The following is a 20161-nucleotide window of genomic DNA, read 5'->3' on the forward strand; positions in this document are numbered from 1 at the left end:
CCCGGGTGCGCATTCCCGGAGGCGGCGCTGCGCGCCTGTCCGGGCGACCTAACCGCAGGCTGCGGTGAACCCGTAGCCCCATTACACCCGCACTTTCGTCGCCACCAGCAGGCCGGTAATCAGCATCAACGTACCGGAGAGGACCAGCGGCGAGAGCAAACCGAGGTGATCCAGCGCCACGCCGCCAACCGCTGCGCCGCAGGTGTTAGCCAACTGGATCACCGCCACCTGAATCGACCCGGCTTTTTCCGCCTGATCGGACAGGGAGCGGGTGATCCACGTTGACCAGCCTACCGGTATCAACGCGAAGGCAAAGCCCCAGATTACCGCCACCGTCGACGCCACGATTTTACTCTCTCCCCACAGCACCAGCACCGCGGCGCTGATAGCCAGCACTACTGGAGCAATCGCCAGCGCCGCTTTCACCGAGCGCTTGAGCAGCATTGAGGAGAGCGAGGTGCCGACAAAGCTGGCGATGCCGAAGCTGAGCAGTACCAGCGTCAAACCGTCGACGTCAAAGCCCGCCAGCGTCATATACACCGGGCGGATATAGGTAAAGAAAGCAAACTGGCCAGCGAAGGCCATAAAGATGGCGCACATCCCGGCCATCACGCCGGGCCGCTTCAGCAGGCCGAACATGTTTTGCTGCGCCGAGGTCGACTCGCCCGGCAGAGACGGCAGCGCCTTCAGCACCCAAATCGTACAGATCACGCCCATGACTGCCGCGCCGTTAAAGACGTTACGCCAGCCGATAATACCGCCAAGGAAGCTGCCCAGCGGCGCGGCGATCACCAGCGCTATCGATACCGCGCCGAAAATAACCGATAGCGCTTTGGGCACCACGCGCATCGGCACCAGCCGCATGGTGAGCGACGCCGACATCGCCCAAAAGCCGCCCAGCGCCAGACCAAGGCACGCGCGGCCCAGCAGCAATAACGAAAAGCTGTTGGCAAACGAGACCAACAGGCAGGAAAGGGTCAGCAGAACCGAAAACAGGATCACCACGTAGCGGCGATCGGTACTGCGGATAATTGAGGTGATAAACAGGCTGGCAAACATCGCCACGAACGCCGTAGTGGTAACCGACTGCCCGGCAACGCCTTCGGAGATGCCCAAATCCTGCGCCATCGGCGTGAGCAGGCTTACCGGCAGGAACTCAACGGTAATCAGGCAGGCAACGCAGAAGGCCACCGCAAAAACAGCCGACCAGTTGGGTCGCGCTGACTGATTAGCCTGGGGCGAAGTGGCATTCGAAGGGGTCATAAGTTACCTGCATGGTTGAACGACGGGGAAGCCGCGCAGTGTAACATTTTAAATGTGACGAATTTAACGTTTTGACAACTTTTCAGGCCTTGCAAAGCTCCTGCGTAGCTGCTCGCATAACCGGAAAATCACGTTCTCAGGTATTTCAGAACAGTAAGAGGAAGAAATAACATAGCACTTGGTGCTATATTTATGGTTACAGGATGTCAGCCAATGCGTGTTTTTAAAACGAAATGGTTTACCAGGGAAGCCCGGGCCCATGCGATTGATGATGGCGAACTCTGCAAAGCGATTGAAGCCACTCTCCTGGGAAAAGCAGATAACCTTGGTGGCGGCGTTTACAAAAAACGCCTCAATAAAAATCGCGATCGCGCAATTATTCTGGCAAAGGGCGCTGCGCATTGGTTTTACACATTTTTATACGCCAAACAGGATATCGCCAATATCGATAACCGAGAACTCGCGGCGTTCCGTGAGTTAGCCAGGCATTATTCCCTTCTCAGCGAGGAGAAAATGGCGGCATTGGTTAAGAGAAAAGAATTGGTGGAGATTTGTCATGACTGCAAAAACTAAATTCAAAAGCCCCGCCTTTGAAGCTATCCATAGCGCTGCAGCAGGTTTATACAGTGTTGATGCGATCGCGCAGGAGACAATGCGCAGCTTTGATGAAACATGCATCAGCCGCGTAAGCGATTTCCAACCTGGTGAAATTAAGGCTCTACGTGACCAACTCAACGTCAGTCAGCCGGTTTTTGCCCGCTATCTGAACACCAGCGTTTCCACGGTCCAAAAATGGGAAAGCGGGGCAAAACGCCCCGGTGGGCTGGCACTGAAATTACTCACCATCGTGCAAAAACATGGGTTAGAGGTACTGGCATGATGGCTTTGTTGCGATGACTTTTGCACCGGTGGCCTCGTCGGCGTGACGTTTAACGAAGCCAACAGTGCACCGGGAAGTGATATCAGTGCAGCCAGTGGACGCCATCCTCCGGCAAAAACAGCGCGTTATAGCGCTCCTGCAAAGCGTGCAGCTCACTCACTTCCGGCTCCAGCTCGCGAAGAAAACCTTGTGCCAGGCGGATTTGCGCTTCGGTAATCGGCGCCGCGAGGCGGGACTTTTTCATCAGCCGATACCAGTAGTGCAGGTTCTGCTCGCTGCCGTCGACGATAGCGACCTGCCAGACCAGCAGCACCTGCGCGGCATTTTGCAAATGCGCTTCATTCGGCCGCTCCAGGTAGCGCAGATACTCGTTGCCGGCGGTTTTTCCCAGCTGATCGATCATCGATTCCAGCGGTACCGGCGTAATGCCTAACCGTTCGCTCAGACGGCGAATCGCACGGCGTGAATCAGAGGTAAGCACCCGAAATCCCACAACAAATACCACTATCAGCGTGGCCAGTCCTAACCAGATCATGCATCCTCTCATTCAATCGCAGCCCCACTATCATAATGGGAAATTGCCCGCTGTCGACTGCCGGAAGTACCATAATGTGACTTATCGCGGCCCCGTATCGCTATCATCAAACCGCCCGGCAAGAGGCATAAAAAAGCCCGGCGCAGAGGCCGGGCAACGTAACTCACACCCAATGACTCAGGCAGTCTGCAAAGTTTGTGTCTTTTTCTGGCGGCGGATTTTACGTTCCTCAAAGACCGCGACGATGGCCATCAGGCAGATGCAGCCAATTGCCGCCGCATCCAGCGCCGCAAAGGTGCCCGCCCAGCCGGTGAGGCCGAAAATTGGCGTACCGTCGGCAATCATCCCGAGTCCCAGCTTGGCAAAGCTGTCGCCGATCAGATAGGCGAAGGTGCCCTTGATCCCGTCGGCAGCGCCAATCGCTTTTTTCGGCACGAAGCCTACCGCGGCGACGCCGATCAGCAGCTGCGGGCCAAACACCAGGAAACCCAGCGCAAACAGCGATGCGAGATAAACGTATTGATTGCTGGCATGCTGATAAACCCCTAGCGTGGCGATAATCAGCGCCAGCGCAACGCAGGCCACCAGCGCGCGGCGTCCGTTTGCCAGATCCGACAGCCATCCCCACAGCAGCGTGCCAACCAGCGCGCCCACTTCAAACAGGGTAAAGCCCTGAATCGCCACCTCTTTGGAGAGCTTCAACTCCTGGAAAGCGTAAACGGTGGACCACTGATCGATGCCGATGCGTACCACGTACAGGAAGATGTTGGAGAAGCACAGCAGCCAGATAACTTTGTTCTTCAGCACGTATTCGACGAAGATCTGCCATTTGGTCATGGCATTCTCTTCCGTCTCTTTATCCTCTTCGCTGATCTCTTCGCCAAACAGCTCTTCGGCGTTACCGAGACCGTAGGATTCCGGGGAGTCGCTGCCGAAGCGCAGGCCGATAAAACCGACGATTAACGCAATAATCGACGGGAAGATAAACATCCCGATCACGTGGCCGTCAAACAGGTAGTTGGCGCCAAACAGCGCCACGCCCGCCGCGCCGGCGCCGCCGAGGTTGTGAGAGATATTCCAGAAGCCGAGGAAGGTGCCGCGCTTACGGCGAGGCGTCCACTTGGTAATGGTCGAATAGCTGCACGAGCCGCCGGTGCTCTGGAAGAAGCCGCTCAGAGCGTAGAAGGCGATCATCAGGAACAGGCTGGTCGACCCCGCGCCCATGCTGGCGCTGAAGCCGAGCATACAGATGGCCGAGAGAATCAGCATAAACGGCAGAAACTGCTTGGTGTTCTTACCGTCTGCGTAGTAGGAGACCAGCGTTTTCCCCACGCCGTAGGTGATAGAAAAGCCGAGGCCGATCATCCCCAGCTGCGTCATGCTCAACCCGTAGGTAGAGATCATGTCGTTCTGCGCGATATTAAAGTTTTTGCGGATCAGATACATGGTCAGATAGCCGATGAAAACCACCAGATACGACTGCATGAACGGTTTGAACCACATTTTGCGCCGCGCTTCGAGCGGCAGGTCCAGGGTTGGCTTGCGCACCTGGTTTAAGAAGGCCAGCATGATTGGGTGACTCCTGAGCTGATTTAGTACCTGCGAATGGCAGGCATTGTAAAAATCAGCCGGGAGACTCGCCTGAGACAGCGTCCAGGCGAAACCGGGAAAATTTCTTAGTTTTACGCCATTCGGCGAAGAAAGGTGAAGTCGGTCACGCTTCTCGCGGCGCCTGGGCGTTTAAAAACGGCAGCAGCAGCAGGGCAGAAATACCGGCGGCAATGGCAATAACCACGAAAAATCCGCTCCAGTGCCAGATCTCCATCACCTGCGCCAGCGGCCAGCCGGAGAGCGATGCGCCAAGATAGGCAAACAGGCCAACAAAGCCGGTTGCCGCCCCAGCCGCCTCTTTGTGCGAGCACTCCGCCGCCGCCATGCCGATCAGCATCTGCGGGCCAAAAACGAAAAAGCCGGCGGTAAAGAAGCAGGCCGCCTGCATCACGTAGCTGGCGAACGGCATCAGCCACAGCCCGCCAACCGACAACAAAATCCCGGCGGCGAAAATCAGGTTCATCGGCCCGCGGTTGCCGTTGAAGAGCTTATCCGAGCCCCAGCCCGCCACCAGCGCGCCGATAAAACCGCCCACTTCGAACATGGTGACCGCCGAATTCGCCGTGACCAGATCGACGCCGAGCGTTTCCGACATGTACAGGTTGCCCCAATCGTTAATTGCCGCGCGCACCACGTATACCAACACGTAGCACAGCGAGAGCAGCCAGATATAGGGATTCAGCAGCACGTATTTGGTGAGGATCTCTTTGCGAGTCAGGCCAGCGCCCTCCTGCTGCTGAGCAATCTCCAGCTCATCGTGCCGCCAGTCGCCCACTGCGGGCAGGCCGACCGCCTGCGGCCGGTCGCGCAGCCGCCAGCAGAGAAACAGCCCGGCGAGGATCGCCAGCATCCCGGCAATCATCATCCCCGTTCGCCAGCCGTAGTGCAGCGCCGCCGCGCCAACCACCATCGGAATCAGCGCCCCGCCGACGTTATGCGCCGTGTTCCATAGCGCCCACCAGCCGCCGCGCTCGGTACGCGAATACCAGGCCGTCAGCAGGCGGGCGCATACCGGCGAACCCCATCCCTGGAAGAAGGCGTTCAGCGCCCACAGCAGCGCGAAGGCCCACAGGGAAGTGGAAAAGCCAAACAGAATATTCACCACGCCGGTAGCGACCAGGCCGATGCCCATAAAATAGCGGGCGTTAGAGCGATCGCTGACGATACCGGAGAAAAATTTCGATAGCCCATAGGTGATGTAGAACAGCGTCGCCAGCAGACCGATATCGCTGCGGGTCAAAACGTTGCTGGCGAGAATTTCCGGCACCGCAGCGTTAAAGCTTTTACGGGTGAAGTAAAACAGCGCATAGCCCAGCCAGATGGTCAGCAGAATATGCCGACGCCAGTAGCGGTAGCGCTCGTCCAGCGCCTGTTTGTCGGTAATCGGCGGAGCATCGGGCGGGGATTTTAAAAAGGCAAACATTATCGTTCCTCAGGCGTAACGCAGCGGCAGGCTGACGCAAACGCGAGTGCCGTGGGTGCAGGAGATGGTCAGGGTGCCGCCCAGGGCGGTGACGCGCTCGCGCATGCCGGTGAGGCCAAAGCCCTGCTGACCGGAGCCCGGCGGCAGGCCGCAGCCGTCGTCCTCGATCACCAGCATCAGCCGCTGCTCCTGCTGCCAGCCTTGCAGCGTGACGGCGCTGGCGCTGGCATGTTTGACGATATTATTCAGCCCCTCCTGGCAGACGCGGAACAGGGTGACGCGCTGGTTTTCGCTCAGCAGCGACTCATCGATACGCCACGCCAGATGGCTGACCATACCGCGATCCTCCAGCTCCATTTCGCGCATCAGCGAACGTACCGCCTGTTCAAGCGTCAGGTCGTCCAGCTGGCGTGGACGCAAGCGCCCCAGCAGACGGCGCACGGAATCGTAGACGCCGAGCGAGAGCTGCTCAATCAGCTGACCGCTCTGCCTGACGCTGGCGCTGTTGGGCGCCAGCCGCTGAACGATCCCCGCCTGGGTACGAATTGCGGTGATGGTCTGCCCGATATCATCGTGCAGCTCGCGGGCCACCTCGCGGCGCACGCTCTCCTCGGTTTCCAGCAGGCGCTCCGCCAGCCGCTGGTTACGCACCAGCTCCTTTTGCAGCGACTGATTCAGCTCGCGCAGCCGCTGTATTCCGGCGCCCAGCAGCAGGCCGGTCAAGCTTTGCGCCAGCAGCGAAAGCAGTAAATCCACCGGATGATCGTGCCAGGTCTGGCTGGCAATCAGCGCGATGGCGTTCATCAGGGTCGCGATCAGCGCCCCCTGCCAGCCGTAATGCCAGGCCAGAGCGATAATCGGCAGCGCCAGGCAGAAGGGCGTAAATCGTGAGAGCTCGGCGGGCAGCCCCAGTTGGAGCCAGAGGCTGACGCTGAACAGCAGCAGGTACCAGATAAGATGCCGCCCGCGCCAGTTCACCGGCTGCGAGACCAGCGATGGCCCCAGCGGCCGCCAGACGGTGCTGGTAAGGTAGTGCCAGATAACCAGACAGGTGGGCGCCAGCGTCAGGCCGCCGGTCAGAGTCAGCAGCAGCGCATTCAGCCCCTCTTTACCTTCCGCCAGCCAGGGTAGCGATTGCAGCAGCGCGGCGGCAATCAGCGCTGCGCCCTGGCGCAACAACGTCAGCCAGTCACGCTGATGACGATAGCGCGATATCAGCGCCACCGGCAGCAGGGTCAACAGGCTTCCAGTCATCAATATTATCGGGTGCGCCAGCGCCACTTCCTGCGCCAGCCAGAGGATCAGCAGCCACTCCGCGCCCAGCAGAACCGGCCAGTAGCCGCGCGGGCACTGCAGCATCAGGCCAAGCCGCAGGCCAAAGGGGAAAAGCAACACCGCAAGGTCGGGGCGCTCCACCAGGTGCAGGCTGATGCTCCACAGGCAAAACCACGCGGCGGAAAAGATAAAGCAACAGCCGACGACTGAGAGCAGCCGCGTGAAAAAGGCTTTCATTGCCAGCTATCGAACATGCGGCGCGCCAGCTCGACGTCGTTGCTGACGCCCAGCTTTTCGAGCAGGTTGGCGCGATGAACGTGGACGGTTTTCGGCGACAAGCCCAGCTCGGCGGCAATCTCTTTTACCGCCATCCCCTGCGCCAGCTTTTCCGCCACCTCGCGTTCGCGCCTGGTCAGCGGGTCCCGTCGTCCGGCCGCCAGCTTCATGGCGATATCCGGCGTCAGATAACAGCCGCCAGCCGCCACGGTGCGCACGGCGGCGATCAGCTCATCCGGACTGCAGCGCTTAGAGAGAAAACCGCGCGCCCCGGCGTTCAGCGCCTGCTCCACCAGCGCCGGGCTGTCATGCACCGACAGCATGACGATCGCCATCCCTTTCGGCAGCTGGTTTAATAATTCAAGCCCGGAGATATCCGGCATCGAGATATCGCAGATGCAGACCTGCACGCCGCGACCGGGCAGCCCCGCCAGCGCCTCGCGCCCGGAACCGAATTCGGCGACGACCTGAAAATCGGCTTCCAGCCCCAGCAGTTGGGCAAAGCCGGATCGGACGATAAGGTGATCGTCAATAAGGGCGATTGTGGTCATGGCGATTCCTGGCGGGTTAAAAAACGCGCTTACCTTAACGATAAGCGCGCAGTGGTTCAAGCCTCGAGCGATTATTCGAACAACACCGCGATTTTGCTGAACAGGGTAGTAAGCAGTTACGCAATGGGCTGGACAGTCGGTAAGCCGTTTGACTGCAGACGAACAATTTAAAATTTTTGTCTTATTTGAGTAATCGCAGTGTAACGCTATAAATTATTCATGCCGAGAATGATTTATATATTATGACAGGCAGAATGCCATGCGGCCATTATGTACAGAGAGTAACCAGCGTGATATTGTCTCTTTGATATCAGCAAGGAAAAATATATGCAGCAACGGCCTCACTTAGCAAAGCAAACGATCGATGAGCACCAGCTCAATAAGCTAAATAAAACAACACAGAGCAAAACGGATAAGCTGTCGCATAGCGGTAAATTGGCTTATATCAATGATAACTACTGTGAGATTACGCGTAACTACACTTCATTTTATGGGATGAACATCCTGGGCGTGGTGCTTTTCTTACCTGTTGCTATTTTATGCTTTGGTGCTGTTTTATTTTTTTTCTATGATGCGATATTTAATTATGCGCGATATGTTGAAACCTGGCAGTCCAGAGCAGACGATCAACTTTTAATGCATTTCGCAGTTGTTATTATATTTTTTATGACTTTTGTTTTCGCAGCTGTCGTAAATTACTTTATCTTCGCCCCTCGTCACTATCCCGTTCGTTTTAATCGGAAAACAGGCAAGGTTTATGTTTACGATCACGTTATGTATAGTATTACTTATAAATTAACTTATACTTTCTGGTGGTATTACCCTTTTTATAAGAGAACAAGACCTGAATGCAAAGAGTATGACTGGAGTCAGATACAAGCCATCAGTATATATTCACGCAATAAGCACTCATCATACTCCACCATTCGCTGTATCGTTTATGACTCCAGTATTAGCACCACTATGATCGATGCCTTTAACCTGATATCGACCGACGCAGGTACGGACGCGCTATTAATGCCTAACTACAAGCTGTGGCTATGGATCTGTAACTATATGAGTTTCAACGATCGGTTATTAGACACATCCGTTAATACGCAAGTTGGCATTTATGGCCGCGAAGTAAAGTGGCCTGATGATATAGATAAAAAATCGAAAGCGTTCTCTTTAGATGAGTACAGAAGAATCTGCTCTGAATAAATCCAGAGCAGATTTTCTTCCCGGCAGGAATATGTCCAGCGGAAAAATTAGTTACTCAAAAAAGACCGCAATTTTGCTGAACATGGACGGGTCTGACTGGTTGCGTACCACCTTCTCAACGTCTTCCAGCTTTTCGATCTGGCTAATCATCTGCCCGAGGCGCTGATCGTCGTTGACCAGCAGCCAGATGCGGCTCTGGTTGCTGTCCTGAATCGGCAGACAAAGAATGCCTTCCACGTTGAAAGCGCGGCGGGCAAAAAGGCCGCAAACGTGGGTCATCACGCCAGGGTGGTTGCGCACGGTGAGCTGTAGAATAACGTTTTCATGAGTCGCTTGTTGCATGGCTTATTCCCCCACCATTTCAGTATTGGCCGCACCCGGCGGTACCATTGGATACACTTTTTCTTCGGCATCGATACGCACGTGGATCAGCGCCGGGCCTGGGCGGTCGATAATCGCCTGCAGCGCCGCCTGCGGGTCGGCTTCGTTATTTAAATCACAGGTTTGCAGACCAAAACCAGCGGCGATCTGCATAAAGTTGACCATGCCAGGATAGGTGGCGGCAAACACGCCCTGCTTATAGAACATGCTTTGCTGTTGATGCACCAGCCCCAGCGCTTCGTTATTCATCAAGATGATTTTCACATCCAGCTGATTTTCCGCCGCCGTCGCCATCTCCTGAATATTCATCATCAGGCTGCCGTCGCCGGAGAAGCAGATAACCTTGCGCTGCGGGTTCGCCAGCGCCGCACCCACCGCGGCAGGTAAGCCAAAACCCATCGTACCCAACCCGCCGGAGGTCAGCCACTGGCGCGGACGGTTCAGCGGATAAGCCTGAGCGGTCCACATCTGATGCTGGCCAACGTCGGTAGTGATGATCGCTTCATCATCCACGCAGGCGGCCACGGCGTTAATCAGGCCGTAATGGGAGAGCGGGTCTTTCTCCTGCGGAATGGTGCTGGGGAACTCGCGCTGCAAATCTGCCACCAGCTGCAGCCATGCGCTGCGCGGCTGCGCCTCGACCTGCGGGATCAGCTGCTCCAGCACTTCGCCAACGTCGCCCTGAATCGCCACGTGCGGCTGCTTGATTTTACCCAGCTCTGAGCGGTCGATATCAACGTGGATAATTTTCGCGTTCGGGCAGAACTGCTCGGTTTTACCAATCGCCCGGTCATCAAAACGAGCACCTAAAACAATCAGTAAATCAGCCTCTTGAAGAATAAAGTTGGTACTGCGCGCACCGTGCATCCCCAGCATGCCCAGCGACAGCGGGTGCGCTTTCGGCAGCATCCCCAACGCCATTAAGGTCAGGGTAGTCGGCAGATTAGCTTTCTCCGCCAGCTGGCGAATCTGCTCAGGAGCGTTGATGACCCCACCACCCAAATAGAGTACCGGACGCTGCGCCGCGTTAATCATTGCCGCCGCTTCGCGCACGCTGGCGCTATCGAATTCCGGGGCTGCCATGCGGGCGCCGGGTTCCGGCAGGGCGTCGAGCTCAATGGTCGCCGCCTGAACATCCTTAGGAATATCTATCCACACCGGCCCTGGTCGCCCGGACTGCGCGATGCGAAACGCGTCGCTTATCACCTGCGGCAGCTCAGCAATGTTGCGGACCAGATAGTTATGTTTGGTGATGGGGATAGAGATACCGTAGGTGTCGACTTCCTGGAAAGCGTCGGTGCCGATCATTGAGGCCGGAACCTGGCCGGTAATGCACACCAGCGGAATCGAATCCAGACGGGCGTCGGCGATAGCGGTGATCAAGTTAGTGGCTCCCGGGCCGCTACAGGCCATACACACGGCGGGTTTGCCTTCGGTACGCGCCATGCCCTGGGCGATGAATCCCGCCCCCTGCTCGTGACGCGCCAGAATATGGCGGATCTGCGTGCTTTGGCTTAACGCATCGTAAATGGGAAGGATGGAGCCGCCCGGAATGCCGCTGACCGTGGTGATCCCCTGACGCTCCAGTAAATGAACGACTAACTGCGCGCCAGTGAAGCGCATTTTTTCTGATGTTGTGCCCGAACTTGCCATGCTCCAGTCCTTTTATTCTGAGCCGACTTACCGAGGGGCATGAAACGAAAAACCCCGCTCGGTTTGCGCCGGCGGGGTTTGGAATTCGTGTTGTTCCGGACCCTACGGCGCGTTGCCGACGACGACCACCACAGACACGACGACCACCGCGGCAGGCGCGGTTAGTAGTAGGGTCGAAGTCAGCGTGGTAGCGTTCATTAGGGACCTGTTGTCTCAAAAAAGGGAATGAATTTATACAAACACAGCTTTTGTCATTTCACAATGGATTTATTTTCAACCAGGGAAAACTGCGCGGAAGATCACATTAATTTGCGGAGGAGAGATGAAAAACAAAAACCCCGCCGCGGCGAGGTTTTTTGCTCGGTGTTTTTACGGTTGGTAGCCGCAAGCACACTGTATTACGTCAACGAAAAAAGTATACGCGATCGGCGAAGAAGGCGCAATTTTCACGACGGTTTTTGCTGATGTAGAGTATGGATCGCGTAGGCAAATTTGTCCAAAAAATACTGTTCATGCATACAGTATTCATTCTATACTGAGGGGGTACGCAGGGTGAATCTGGGGCCGCACTTTTACCGGCGCAAAAAAAAGTCCTGGCTGAAACGGGTGGTGCCGTCAGCGCCTTAACCCCAGAAGAGCACACTGTGTTACGTCAACAAATACCCCGAATTATTGAGTCCGCCACCGGCAGGTGGCGTCTGAATATGACGGGTATACCCTGGCTGGCAACAGGCGGCGGAAAGGTACGCCAGCCGGTTGTGCTCCTGAACCAGAGGAGACGCGTATGGGCGGAGTGGATATCGTTGTTCTCATCCTGAAACTCATGGTTGCCGTGTTGCAACTACTTGATGCAGTCCTGAAACAGTTCCGCTGATTCAGGTTCAAGTCGCACCTGGGAGGGGCGGGAAACCGCCCCTCTACAGGCTAACCTGACGGAGAAAATTATGGCACCCTTGTTGATTGCCGCCATCACCCCGGACGAACCCGGTTTTTCGGCGTTGCGCGCCGAAAGCCTGGCGCAAAATCTGAATATGCTTGGCCGCCTGGCTGAGAACTGGCAGAGTGGGAAAAACCGCTTTGACGCACCGGGAGAAAAGCTGCTGGGGGCCTTTGCGCATGGGCAGCTGGTCGGCGTTTGCGGACTGAATATCGACCCTTTTAGCCAGCAGGTGCGGGCCGGGCGCATCCGCCATTTATACATCGGTGAAAGCCACCGTCGACAGGGGATCGGGCATCAGCTGCTGGTCTCGGTTATCACCCACTCCGGCGCCAGCTTTGATTTTCTCAACACCCATGCGCCGTCAACTGCCTGGTCGTTTTATGAAAATCTGGGGTTTCGCCCGGTGCATGATGAACCGCGGGTCACCCATCGCCTGTTTTGTTCGCTCTAGCCGCAGCTGGCTGACGACAAGCGCGCATGTTACAGTCCAGTGACGATTTTTTCCTCAGCGCCAGGCCGTAATGACCATTACCGTATTCTCTATTTTGCTGTTTGCCGCCCTGCTTCACGCCAGCTGGAACGCTATCGTAAAAGCCAGCGGTGATAAACTGTACGCGGCGGTCGGCGTTAGCGGCTCAGCGTCGCTCATCGCGCTGGTTATGCTCCCCTTTTCCCCCCAGCCGACGCTGGCCAGCGTGCCGTTTCTTGCCGTCTCCTGCGCGCTGCAGGTGGTGTATACGGTGCTGGTGGCAAAAACCTATCAGGTCTCGGATATGAGCCAGACCTATCCGCTGATGCGCGGGACCGCGCCGCTACTGGTGGCGATAATCAGCGTCATCTTCCTTGGCGACCATCTCTCCCCGCTGGCATGGCTGGGCATCGGCGTCATCTGCCTGGCGATTCTGGCGATGGCTTTTAACGGCCGCGCCAGTTCAAGCCAGGGTATCGTACTGGCGCTAATCAACGCCTGCTTCATTGCCGGCTACACGCTGGTTGACGGGACCGGGGTACGGCTTTCAGAAACCGCGCTGGGCTATACCCTGTGGACCTTTTTTATGAACGGCTTCTGCCTGCTGGGCTGGGCGATGATTGCCCGACGCCCGCAGGCCAGTCGCTATCTGCGCCAGCACTGGAAGAAAGGCATGGTGGGTGGCGTCGGCACCATGGGCTCCTATGGTCTGGCGCTGTGGGCAATGACTCAGGCGCCGCTGGCTGTGGTTGCCGCCCTGCGCGAAACTTCGATTCTTTTCGGCGCGGTTATCGCGTTTATCCTGTTGAAAGAGAAAATGGTTCCATTGCGTATCGTTGCCGCCTGCGGTATCGCCGCCGGGGCGATTTTGCTGCGGCTGTCTTAATCTATACCCTAAATAATTCGAGTTGCAGGACAAAACGGTTAACCGTTTTGAACAGCGCTTGCGCTGGCCCCGTAAGGGGCGAGGCCTTAGGCCGAGTAATCCGCAGCCAACGCATCTGCAACTTGAAGTATGACGGGTATATACATGGCAACATTAGTTGCCGATTGTTGTTTACAAAACCTGCCTGAAAATCCTCCCACAATCACCGTCACGTGGTTGTCCTGTCATTATTATGTGGTAGATTCCTCCATCGTTTTGCGGATGTGCCAGTCACATATTCTCTATACTCAACTTTATACAAAGTATTCATCGACATGAAACGCCATAAGAACTTCAATTTGTTGTTGATGCTGGTACTGCTGGTGGCCGTAGGCCAGATGGCGCAGACCATTTATATTCCGGCGATTGCCGATATGGCGGTATCGCTAAACGTTCGCGAAGGCGCGGTGCAGAGCGTGATGGCCGCTTATCTACTGACCTACGGCGTCTCACAGCTTTTCTACGGCCCGCTCTCCGATCGCGTTGGCCGCCGCCCGGTGATCCTCGTTGGGATGTCTATTTTTATGCTGGCGACGCTGGTTGCCATCACCACCCATAGCCTGCCGGTGCTGATTGCCGCCAGTGCGATGCAGGGAATGGGCACCGGCGTCGGCGGCGTCATGGCGCGCACCCTGCCGCGCGATTTGTATGAAGGCGCGCAACTCAGGCATGCCAATAGTCTGCTGAATATGGGGATTCTGGTCAGCCCGCTGCTAGCTCCGCTGATTGGCGGTATTCTCGATACTCTATGGAACTGGCGGGCCTGCTTCGTGTTCCTGCTGGTGCTTTGCGCCGGCGTCACCTTCAGCATGGCGCGCTGGATGCCGGAAACCCGGCCCACCGGCGCGCCGCGTACCCGGCTCATTACCAACTATAAAACGCTGTTCAGTACCGGCGCGTTCAACTGCTATCTGTTGATGCTGATCGGCGGCCTGGCGGGCATTGCCGTATTCGAAGCCTGTTCCGGCGTGCTGATGGGCGCAGTGCTGGGTCTGAGCAGCATGTCGGTCAGCATTCTGTTTATTCTGCCGATCCCGGCGGCGTTCTTCGGCGCCTGGTTTGCCGGACGGCCGAACAAACGCTTTCCGACGCTGATGTGGCAATCGGTGATTTGCTGCCTGCTGGCGGGCGTGCTGATGTGGATCCCTGGCCTGCTGGGCGTGATGACCGTCTGGACCCTACTGGCTCCTGCCGCGCTGTTCTTTTTTGGCGCCGGGATGCTGTTCCCGCTGGCGACCAGCGGCGCGATGGAGCCCTTCCCGTTCCTCGCCGGCACCGCCGGGGCACTGGTGGGTGGGCTGCAGAATATCGGTTCCGGCGTGCTGGCGTGGCTGTCGGCGATGATGCCGCAAACAGGCCAGGGTAGTCTTGGCCTGCTGATGATGCTGATGGGGTTACTGATTCTGCTGTGCTGGCTGCCGCTGGCGTCGCGCTTTCATCAACACCAGCAGCCGGTTTAAGGCTTCATTGCGGGTTCCCCGGGTCGTGACGCGGCGCGTCTTACCCGGGCTACAAAATGACGGACGCCGATTAACCCGTAGCCCGGCTAAGCGCAGCGCAAGCCGGGATGAAACTAAGCCGGTCATCATAATTGTGCCTGACTCTGCAGCCAGTTGATAAAGGCATCGATTTTCGGCCATTGACGACCCGGCAGGGTCGTTACGTAATAGTGCTGATGGCACTTCAGGGTCATCTCGCCGAACGGCGCGATCAGCTCGCCGCTCTCCAGGCGCTTTTGCACCAGCCGCTTACGCCCCATCGCCACGCCGACGTGGTTCATCGCCGCAATGACCGCCAAATCCGAACGATCGAAGCCAATTCCTGACGATTGCGGCAAATCGATGCTAAATTTCTGCGCCCAACTGAACCACTCGTCGGTACCGGAATCGTTGCTCCAGGCCTGACGATCGTGCAGCAGCGTGCAGTGACGAAGGTTGCCGGGATTCTGCCGCAGATGATGCTGGCGCGCGTATTCCGCCGTGCAAACCGGCACGATAGCCTCATCCATCAAAAAATGATGGCTAAGCTGTGAGGAAGGCGCGTCATCAAAGTAGATCGCCAGGTCGATGCCCGCACGCTGCATGTTGACGTTATCGTTGCCGGTCAGCACGGTAAGCGAGATCGAGGGATAGCGGCGGGTAAAATCGCCGAGCGCGGGCACCAGCCAGCACTGGGCGATGGACGGGCGCGAATAGACCGTTAACGTTCCCGACAGCTCCTGGTTTTTAATATCCAGAATCTCCTGGTTCAGGCTGTCCAGCGAGGACTTCAGCGCCCAGAACACCCGTTTGCCCTCATGCGTCAGCTCCACCTTGCGGTGCGAGCGCACAAACAGCTGGATCCCCAGCTCTTCTTCAAGCTGATTGATACGGTGGCTCACCGCGCTAGGCGTCAGCGATAGTTCCTCCGCCGCCAGGGCGAACGACTCATGGCGGGCGGCGACTTCAAAAGTATACAGCTTCGAAAGCTGCCAGCCGTTGAGTAGCCTGTTACCCAGATCTTTTAGCGTCTCCATCACCTACTCCTTTAATTTTCCCCGCCGAGTGTAAGAAAATTATCGCCCTGCTAACCGCTTAAAGATGAAAAAAAGTGATTCATAGCACAATAAACAGGCAATATTAGAGCGAAATCACCTTTTTGATTCAATCTGATTCACCTGAAGAGCCGTTTATATCGTTTGTCAGCGCGTGCCGTTTTTCTGTTCAATACCCATAGATTATTCACAGGCGAGGTGGGGTATGGAATCTCAGATCTGGGTTGTGAGCACGCTGCTGATTAGCATCGTGTTGATTGTGTTAACTATCGTCAAACTAAAGTTTCACCCGTTTCTGGCGCTACTGCTGGCCAGCTTTTTCGTCGGCGCCATGATGGGAATGAGCCCGCTGGATATGGTTAACGCCATAGAGAGCGGGATTGGCGGTACGCTGGGCTTCCTGGCGGCGGTGATTGGGCTGGGGACGATTCTCGGCAAAATGATGGAGGTCTCCGGCGCAGCGGAACGTATTGGCCTGACGCTCCAGCGCTGCCGCTGGCTGTCCGCCGACGTTATTATGGTGCTGGTGGGCCTGATTTGCGGGATCACCCTATTCGTTGAAGTGGGCGTGGTGCTGCTGATCCCGCTGGCGTTTTCCATTGCCAAGAAGACCAACACGTCGCTGCTCAAGCTGGCCATTCCGCTGTGTACGGCGCTGATGGCGGTGCACTGCGTGGTGCCGCCGCATCCGGCGGCGCTGTTTGTCGCGAACAAGCTGGGCGCGGATATCGGGACGGTGATCGTATACGGTCTGCTGGTGGGCCTGCTGGCTTCGCTGGTCGGCGGCCCGCTGTTCCTACGGCTGCTCGGCAACCGCCTGCCGTTTAAAGCGGTTCCGGCTGAATTTGCCAATCTCGAAGTGCGCAAAGAAGAGACCCTGCCGTCGCTTGGCGCAACCCTGTTTACGGTGCTGCTGCCGATCGGCCTGATGCTGGTCAAAACCATCGCCGAACTGAATATGACCAAAGGCGGCACGCTGTATATGCTGCTGGAGTTTATCGGCAACCCGATCACCGCCATGTTTATCGCCGTTTTCGTGGCCTACTACGTGCTGGGTATCCGCCAGGATATGGGGATGAGTACCCTGCTGACGCATACGGAAAACTGCTTCGGTTCAATTGCCAACATTCTGCTGATTATCGGCGCTGGCGGGGCCTTCAACGCCATCCTGAAAACCAGCGGCCTGGCCGATACGCTGGCGGTGATTCTGTCGAACCTCGATATGCACCCGATTCTGCTGGCCTGGCTGGTGGCGCTGATTCTGCACGCCGCGGTCGGTTCCGCCACCGTCGCCATGATGGGCGCAACCGCCATCGTCGCGCCGATGCTGCCGCTCTATCCCGGCGTGAGCCCGGAAATCATCGCTATCGCCATCGGCTCCGGCGCGATTGGCTGCACTATCGTAACGGATTCCCTGTTCTGGCTGGTTAAACAGTACTGCGGCGCAAGCCTCAACGAGACGTTCAAATACTATACCACCGCGACCTTTATCGCTTCGCTGCTTGCACTGGCCGGTACATTCCTGCTTTCTTTCATCATCTGAGCGCAAAGAGACGTAATATGAAAAACGCTGACATGACCACTTTACTCGCGCAGTTTCCTCTCCTGGAGGAGCTGATAACCCTGAAAGAAACCACCTGGTTTAACCCGTCAACGACGTCGCTGGCGGAAGGGTTACCCTATGTTGGCCTGACGACAGAAGACGTTCAGGACGCCCATGCCCGGCTCGATCGCTTTGCGCCTTATCTGGCGGAGGCCTTTCCGGAAACCGCCGCCACCGGCGGCATCATCGAGTCTAAGCTGGTGGCTATTCCGGCAATGAAGGCCCGGTTGGAAAAAACTTTTAGCCAGCCAATTAGCGGCGATCTGCTGCTGAAAAAAGACAGCCATCTGCCGATTTCGGGTTCGATAAAAGCTCGCGGCGGCATTTATGAGGTGCTTACCCACGCGGAGAAACTGGCGATAGGCGCGGGATTGTTAAACACTGCCGACGACTACCGTAAGCTGCTGACGCCCGAGTTCAGGGGGTTCTTTAGCCAGTACAGCATCGCCGTCGGCTCCACCGGCAATCTGGGGATGTCGATTGGCATAATGAGCGCGCGCATCGGCTTCAAAGTAACGGTCCATATGTCCGCCGACGCCCGGGCGTGGAAAAAAGCCAAACTGCGCAGCCATGGCGTAACGGTGGTGGAGTACGAAGAGGATTACGGCGTGGCGGTTGAGCAGGGGCGCAAAGCCGCCGAATCTGACCCAAACTGCTTCTTTATCGATGATGAGAACTCGCGCACCCTGTTCCTCGGTTATTCCGTGGCCGGCGAGCGGCTAAAGGCGCAGTTTGCCCGGGAAGGGCGCGTGGTAGACGCCGCTCATCCGCTGTTTGTTTATCTGCCGTGCGGCGTGGGCGGCGGCCCCGGCGGGGTGGCGTTTGGCCTGAAGCTGGCGTTTGGCGACCACGTCCACTGCCTCTTCGCCGAGCCGACCCACTCCCCTTGCATGCTGCTGGGGGTCTATACCGGCCTGCATGACCAGATTTCAGTTCAGGATCTGGGGATCGATAATCTGACCGCCGCCGACGGTCTGGCGGTAGGCCGCGCTTCCGGTTTCGTGGGTCGGGCAATGGAGCGCCTGCTGGATGGGTTCTACTCTCTCGATGACCAGACTATGTACGATATGCTGGGTTGGTTAGCCGAAGAAGAAGGTATTCGCCTCGAGCCATCCGCCCTGGCCGGTATGGCCGGGCCGCAGCGGGTCTGCGCCAGCGAGGCATATCAGCTGATGCACGGCTTCACCGCGGAGCAGATGCAGAATGCGACCCATCTGGTGTGGGCGACCGGCGGCGGCATGGTGCCGAAAGAGGAGATGGCGCAGTATCTGGCAAAAGGGCGGTAAACTTTAAGACAGGTAAACGCAATGGCGACGAAGATCCTCTCGTCGCCATTTTTTTAGCGCAGCAGATGCATGAGCTCAACCGGCGAGCGGTGCTGGTTGAGTAAATCGCGCAGGACGCGCATATAGGGGGCGCTCCAGCTATAAAACTGCCGGTATCCCTCGCATAGCGCATTGGAGCCATCCTCCAGTCGCAGCTGCGGGCAGCCGCCACCGCATAATCTTAGCCAGGCGCAGCCGGCGCAGGCCGGCCCAGGCGGATTATTCTCATAACATACTGCCTCACCGCGCCAGGCGCGCAGCGTTGCCTCAAACAGCGGCACGACGATGCGATTAGCGTCTTCTTTGATCCAAATAGCGAACACCGCGCAGAGAAAATCCCCCCACAGGCGGGCGTCGGAAGGTTGCAAATGGGGAATGAACTTGATAGCCGCTGCCCCCTGAGCGCTCAGCTGATGATAGACATGCTCGGGGCGTTCACACTCCTGACGATGGATAATCACTTCCCATACCGGGATATCGCTCGCCAGAGACTGGCAGTTACCGCAGTGCCGATCGTCACTGTAATCGGCCTGACATCCTGTCATATCAGATCCTTAATAAACAAAATCACCTGTCGTATATGGGTTACAGCAAACAACAATGACAGGGAAAGTACTGCGAATGCGATCAAAAATTTGTCACGAACCGCCTGCCGCTGGACAAAATCACTATGCTCAACATCCATCACATTGCGGCTGCGGGTATAGCGCCAGAGGATGACAGCGACAAACGGCAATATGCACAGCGAAATCCAGAACGGAAGCCCTGCCTGATGCCAGTGGTGCTTAATCGCCAGCGCCAGCAGCGCGCCATAGCCTAAAAGAGTGCGAAACCAGGCCAGCGACGTGCGCTCCGGTTGCAGGCCCGGGTCGTTCTCGCGGCGCGCCCGGCGATTATCCGGCATAGAGCACCAGCGCCATGACCACCACGATAACGATAGTCAGCAGAATACTGATCAGCAGCAGGGTGCGGGTATAGGGAAGATCCTGTTTAAGCCGCATCGCCTTTTCGTTGCTCAGCCAGCGTATATAACCGTAAATCGCCAGGCCGCCGGCAAACAGGCACAGCAGCAGAGCAAGAATTTCGCGGATCAGCGGCGTCGCGAAATCCGGCGCCAGCTGGTCCAGGCCGACGCCGCCAGCTAAAAAGCCAAGCGAAGTGCGGATCCACGCCAGAAAGGTACGTTCATTCGCCAGCGAGAAGCGGTAATCCGGCGCTTCGCCAAGGCGGGATATTTTCATCATAACTCCTTGATGGGTTGCCGATTGCGTAAAATACCGGCGATTCTACCTGAGAGCCAATGCGGAAGGCATCAATA

22 protein-coding genes are annotated in these 20161 nt (G+C 57.0%); 9 read left to right on the forward strand and 13 right to left on the reverse strand.

Annotated features, from left to right (window positions below):
* Positions 1-81: 81 nt before the first annotated feature.
* Positions 82-1263 (reverse strand): purine ribonucleoside efflux pump NepI, encoded by a 1182-nt coding sequence (gene nepI / locus KCG39_RS18215; RefSeq protein WP_004126834.1) that lies wholly within the window; start codon positions 1261-1263, stop codon positions 82-84.
* A 213-nt stretch (positions 1264-1476) separates the two neighbouring features.
* Here nepI and KCG39_RS18220 point away from each other — a divergent pair, with 213 nt between their 5' ends.
* Entirely contained in the window at positions 1477-1836 is a 360-nt protein-coding gene (locus KCG39_RS18220; protein WP_004126836.1) for a type II toxin-antitoxin system RelE/ParE family toxin, read from the forward strand.
* A complete protein-coding gene (locus KCG39_RS18225; protein ID WP_004126838.1) occupies positions 1820-2143 on the forward strand; it encodes a helix-turn-helix domain-containing protein in 324 nt (107 codons plus the stop codon). Before KCG39_RS18220 ends, KCG39_RS18225 begins: the two co-directional genes overlap by 17 nt.
* Positions 2144-2225: 82 nt before the next feature.
* On the opposite strand, the gene KCG39_RS18230 is transcribed toward KCG39_RS18225, so the two are convergent.
* The 5 genes from KCG39_RS18230 to uhpA all read right to left on the reverse strand — a co-directional run bounded on the left by KCG39_RS18230 (position 2226) and on the right by uhpA (position 7814).
* On the reverse strand, positions 2226-2678 hold the full coding sequence (locus tag KCG39_RS18230; RefSeq protein WP_004126841.1) for a DUF1198 domain-containing protein: 453 nt from the start codon (positions 2676-2678) through the stop codon (positions 2226-2228).
* Positions 2679-2855: 177 nt separating this feature from the next.
* Complete coding sequence (gene uhpT / locus KCG39_RS18235; RefSeq protein WP_004126843.1) at positions 2856-4247, reverse strand: hexose-6-phosphate:phosphate antiporter; 1392 nt, start codon at positions 4245-4247, stop codon at positions 2856-2858.
* A gap of 145 nt (positions 4248-4392) precedes the next feature.
* The gene (uhpC, locus tag KCG39_RS18240; protein WP_004126845.1) at positions 4393-5712 is read right to left on the reverse strand and encodes an MFS transporter; all 1320 of its coding nucleotides are present in this window, start codon (positions 5710-5712) and stop codon (positions 4393-4395) included.
* A gap of 9 nt (positions 5713-5721) precedes the next feature.
* A complete protein-coding gene (uhpB, locus tag KCG39_RS18245) occupies positions 5722-7203 on the reverse strand; it encodes a signal transduction histidine-protein kinase/phosphatase UhpB (protein ID WP_162626104.1) in 1482 nt (493 codons plus the stop codon).
* Positions 7204-7220: 17 nt separating this feature from the next.
* The gene (uhpA, locus tag KCG39_RS18250) at positions 7221-7814 is read right to left on the reverse strand and encodes a response regulator transcription factor UhpA (protein ID WP_004126848.1); all 594 of its coding nucleotides are present in this window, start codon (positions 7812-7814) and stop codon (positions 7221-7223) included.
* A gap of 327 nt (positions 7815-8141) precedes the next feature.
* Between uhpA and KCG39_RS18255 the strand changes: the two genes are divergently transcribed.
* On the forward strand, positions 8142-9014 hold the full coding sequence (locus KCG39_RS18255) for a DUF6708 domain-containing protein (protein WP_049113099.1): 873 nt from the start codon (positions 8142-8144) through the stop codon (positions 9012-9014).
* A gap of 51 nt (positions 9015-9065) precedes the next feature.
* Here KCG39_RS18255 and ilvN read toward each other — a convergent pair whose 3' ends face one another.
* The 3 genes from ilvN to ivbL form a co-directional block, all read right to left on the reverse strand.
* Positions 9066-9356, reverse strand: a complete 291-nt coding sequence (gene ilvN, locus KCG39_RS18260; protein ID WP_004107116.1) for an acetolactate synthase small subunit — start codon at positions 9354-9356, stop codon at positions 9066-9068.
* Between the two features lie 3 nt (positions 9357-9359).
* Positions 9360-11048, reverse strand: a complete 1689-nt coding sequence (ilvB, locus tag KCG39_RS18265; RefSeq protein ID WP_049113098.1) for an acetolactate synthase large subunit — start codon at positions 11046-11048, stop codon at positions 9360-9362.
* Positions 11049-11150: 102 nt separating this feature from the next.
* Complete coding sequence (gene ivbL, locus KCG39_RS18270; RefSeq protein WP_004107123.1) at positions 11151-11246, reverse strand: ilvB operon leader peptide IvbL; 96 nt, start codon at positions 11244-11246, stop codon at positions 11151-11153.
* Between the two features lie 586 nt (positions 11247-11832).
* On the opposite strand from ivbL, the gene tisB reads away from it, so the two are divergent.
* The 4 genes from tisB to emrD all read left to right on the forward strand — a co-directional run bounded on the left by tisB (position 11833) and on the right by emrD (position 14842).
* The gene (gene tisB / locus KCG39_RS18275; RefSeq protein WP_004107126.1) at positions 11833-11922 is read left to right on the forward strand and encodes a type I toxin-antitoxin system toxin TisB; all 90 of its coding nucleotides are present in this window, start codon (positions 11833-11835) and stop codon (positions 11920-11922) included.
* Positions 11923-11992: 70 nt separating this feature from the next.
* Positions 11993-12439, forward strand: coding sequence for a GNAT family N-acetyltransferase (locus KCG39_RS18280; protein WP_087828618.1), 447 nt, complete (start codon positions 11993-11995; stop codon positions 12437-12439).
* A 70-nt stretch (positions 12440-12509) separates the two neighbouring features.
* Positions 12510-13343, forward strand: coding sequence for a DMT family transporter (locus KCG39_RS18285; protein WP_004126860.1), 834 nt, complete (start codon positions 12510-12512; stop codon positions 13341-13343).
* A 314-nt stretch (positions 13344-13657) separates the two neighbouring features.
* Positions 13658-14842, forward strand: coding sequence for a multidrug efflux MFS transporter EmrD (gene emrD / locus KCG39_RS18290; protein ID WP_139529817.1), 1185 nt, complete (start codon positions 13658-13660; stop codon positions 14840-14842).
* A 125-nt stretch (positions 14843-14967) separates the two neighbouring features.
* Here the strand turns inward: emrD and dsdC are convergent, their stop codons facing one another.
* A complete protein-coding gene (dsdC, locus tag KCG39_RS18295; protein WP_004126866.1) occupies positions 14968-15897 on the reverse strand; it encodes a DNA-binding transcriptional regulator DsdC in 930 nt (309 codons plus the stop codon).
* Positions 15898-16120: 223 nt separating this feature from the next.
* On the opposite strand from dsdC, the gene dsdX reads away from it, so the two are divergent.
* Both dsdX and dsdA read left to right on the forward strand, forming a co-directional pair.
* Positions 16121-17458, forward strand: coding sequence for a D-serine transporter DsdX (gene dsdX, locus KCG39_RS18300; RefSeq protein WP_004126868.1), 1338 nt, complete (start codon positions 16121-16123; stop codon positions 17456-17458).
* A 17-nt stretch (positions 17459-17475) separates the two neighbouring features.
* Positions 17476-18804, forward strand: coding sequence for a D-serine ammonia-lyase (dsdA, locus tag KCG39_RS18305; RefSeq protein ID WP_142468045.1), 1329 nt, complete (start codon positions 17476-17478; stop codon positions 18802-18804).
* Between the two features lie 53 nt (positions 18805-18857).
* Here dsdA and KCG39_RS18310 read toward each other — a convergent pair whose 3' ends face one another.
* Genes KCG39_RS18310 through KCG39_RS18320 form a run of 3 tightly spaced genes read right to left on the reverse strand, consistent with a single transcriptional unit; the run spans position 18858 to position 20084 of the window.
* On the reverse strand, positions 18858-19388 hold the full coding sequence (locus KCG39_RS18310) for a radical SAM protein (RefSeq protein WP_049115575.1): 531 nt from the start codon (positions 19386-19388) through the stop codon (positions 18858-18860).
* A complete protein-coding gene (locus KCG39_RS18315) occupies positions 19385-19747 on the reverse strand; it encodes a DUF202 domain-containing protein (RefSeq protein ID WP_004126877.1) in 363 nt (120 codons plus the stop codon). Before KCG39_RS18315 ends, KCG39_RS18310 begins: the two co-directional genes overlap by 4 nt.
* A complete protein-coding gene (locus KCG39_RS18320; protein ID WP_004126880.1) occupies positions 19737-20084 on the reverse strand; it encodes a YidH family protein in 348 nt (115 codons plus the stop codon). The genes KCG39_RS18315 and KCG39_RS18320 overlap by 11 nt, the downstream gene beginning before the upstream one ends.
* Positions 20085-20161: the final 77 nt, after the last annotated feature.

The sequence above is a fragment of the Klebsiella pasteurii genome (genome assembly GCF_018139045.1).
Classification (GTDB): Bacteria; Pseudomonadota; Gammaproteobacteria; order Enterobacterales; family Enterobacteriaceae; genus Klebsiella; species Klebsiella grimontii.

Bases quoted from the DNA above. Each gene is read 5' to 3' on its own strand.
- nepI (WP_004126834.1), bottom strand. From the start codon at position 1,263: ATGACCCCTTCGAATGCCACTTCGCCCCAGGCTAATCAGTCAGCGCGA.
- KCG39_RS18220 (WP_004126836.1), top strand. From the start codon at position 1,477: ATGCGTGTTTTTAAAACGAAATGGTTTACCAGGGAAGCCCGGGCCCAT.
- KCG39_RS18225 (WP_004126838.1), top strand. From the start codon at position 1,820: ATGACTGCAAAAACTAAATTCAAAAGCCCCGCCTTTGAAGCTATCCAT.
- KCG39_RS18230 (WP_004126841.1), bottom strand. From the start codon at position 2,678: ATGATCTGGTTAGGACTGGCCACGCTGATAGTGGTATTTGTTGTGGGA.
- uhpT (WP_004126843.1), bottom strand. From the start codon at position 4,247: ATGCTGGCCTTCTTAAACCAGGTGCGCAAGCCAACCCTGGACCTGCCG.
- uhpC (WP_004126845.1), bottom strand. From the start codon at position 5,712: ATGTTTGCCTTTTTAAAATCCCCGCCCGATGCTCCGCCGATTACCGAC.
- uhpA (WP_004126848.1), bottom strand. From the start codon at position 7,814: ATGACCACAATCGCCCTTATTGACGATCACCTTATCGTCCGATCCGGC.
- KCG39_RS18255 (WP_049113099.1), top strand. From the start codon at position 8,142: ATGCAGCAACGGCCTCACTTAGCAAAGCAAACGATCGATGAGCACCAG.
- ilvN (WP_004107116.1), bottom strand. From the start codon at position 9,356: ATGCAACAAGCGACTCATGAAAACGTTATTCTACAGCTCACCGTGCGC.
- ilvB (WP_049113098.1), bottom strand. From the start codon at position 11,048: ATGGCAAGTTCGGGCACAACATCAGAAAAAATGCGCTTCACTGGCGCG.
- ivbL (WP_004107123.1), bottom strand. From the start codon at position 11,246: ATGAACGCTACCACGCTGACTTCGACCCTACTACTAACCGCGCCTGCC.
- tisB (WP_004107126.1), top strand. From the start codon at position 11,833: ATGGGCGGAGTGGATATCGTTGTTCTCATCCTGAAACTCATGGTTGCC.
- KCG39_RS18280 (WP_087828618.1), top strand. From the start codon at position 11,993: ATGGCACCCTTGTTGATTGCCGCCATCACCCCGGACGAACCCGGTTTT.
- KCG39_RS18285 (WP_004126860.1), top strand. From the start codon at position 12,510: ATGACCATTACCGTATTCTCTATTTTGCTGTTTGCCGCCCTGCTTCAC.
- emrD (WP_139529817.1), top strand. From the start codon at position 13,658: ATGAAACGCCATAAGAACTTCAATTTGTTGTTGATGCTGGTACTGCTG.
- dsdC (WP_004126866.1), bottom strand. From the start codon at position 15,897: ATGGAGACGCTAAAAGATCTGGGTAACAGGCTACTCAACGGCTGGCAG.
- dsdX (WP_004126868.1), top strand. From the start codon at position 16,121: ATGGAATCTCAGATCTGGGTTGTGAGCACGCTGCTGATTAGCATCGTG.
- dsdA (WP_142468045.1), top strand. From the start codon at position 17,476: ATGAAAAACGCTGACATGACCACTTTACTCGCGCAGTTTCCTCTCCTG.
- KCG39_RS18310 (WP_049115575.1), bottom strand. From the start codon at position 19,388: ATGACAGGATGTCAGGCCGATTACAGTGACGATCGGCACTGCGGTAAC.
- KCG39_RS18315 (WP_004126877.1), bottom strand. From the start codon at position 19,747: ATGCCGGATAATCGCCGGGCGCGCCGCGAGAACGACCCGGGCCTGCAA.
- KCG39_RS18320 (WP_004126880.1), bottom strand. From the start codon at position 20,084: ATGAAAATATCCCGCCTTGGCGAAGCGCCGGATTACCGCTTCTCGCTG.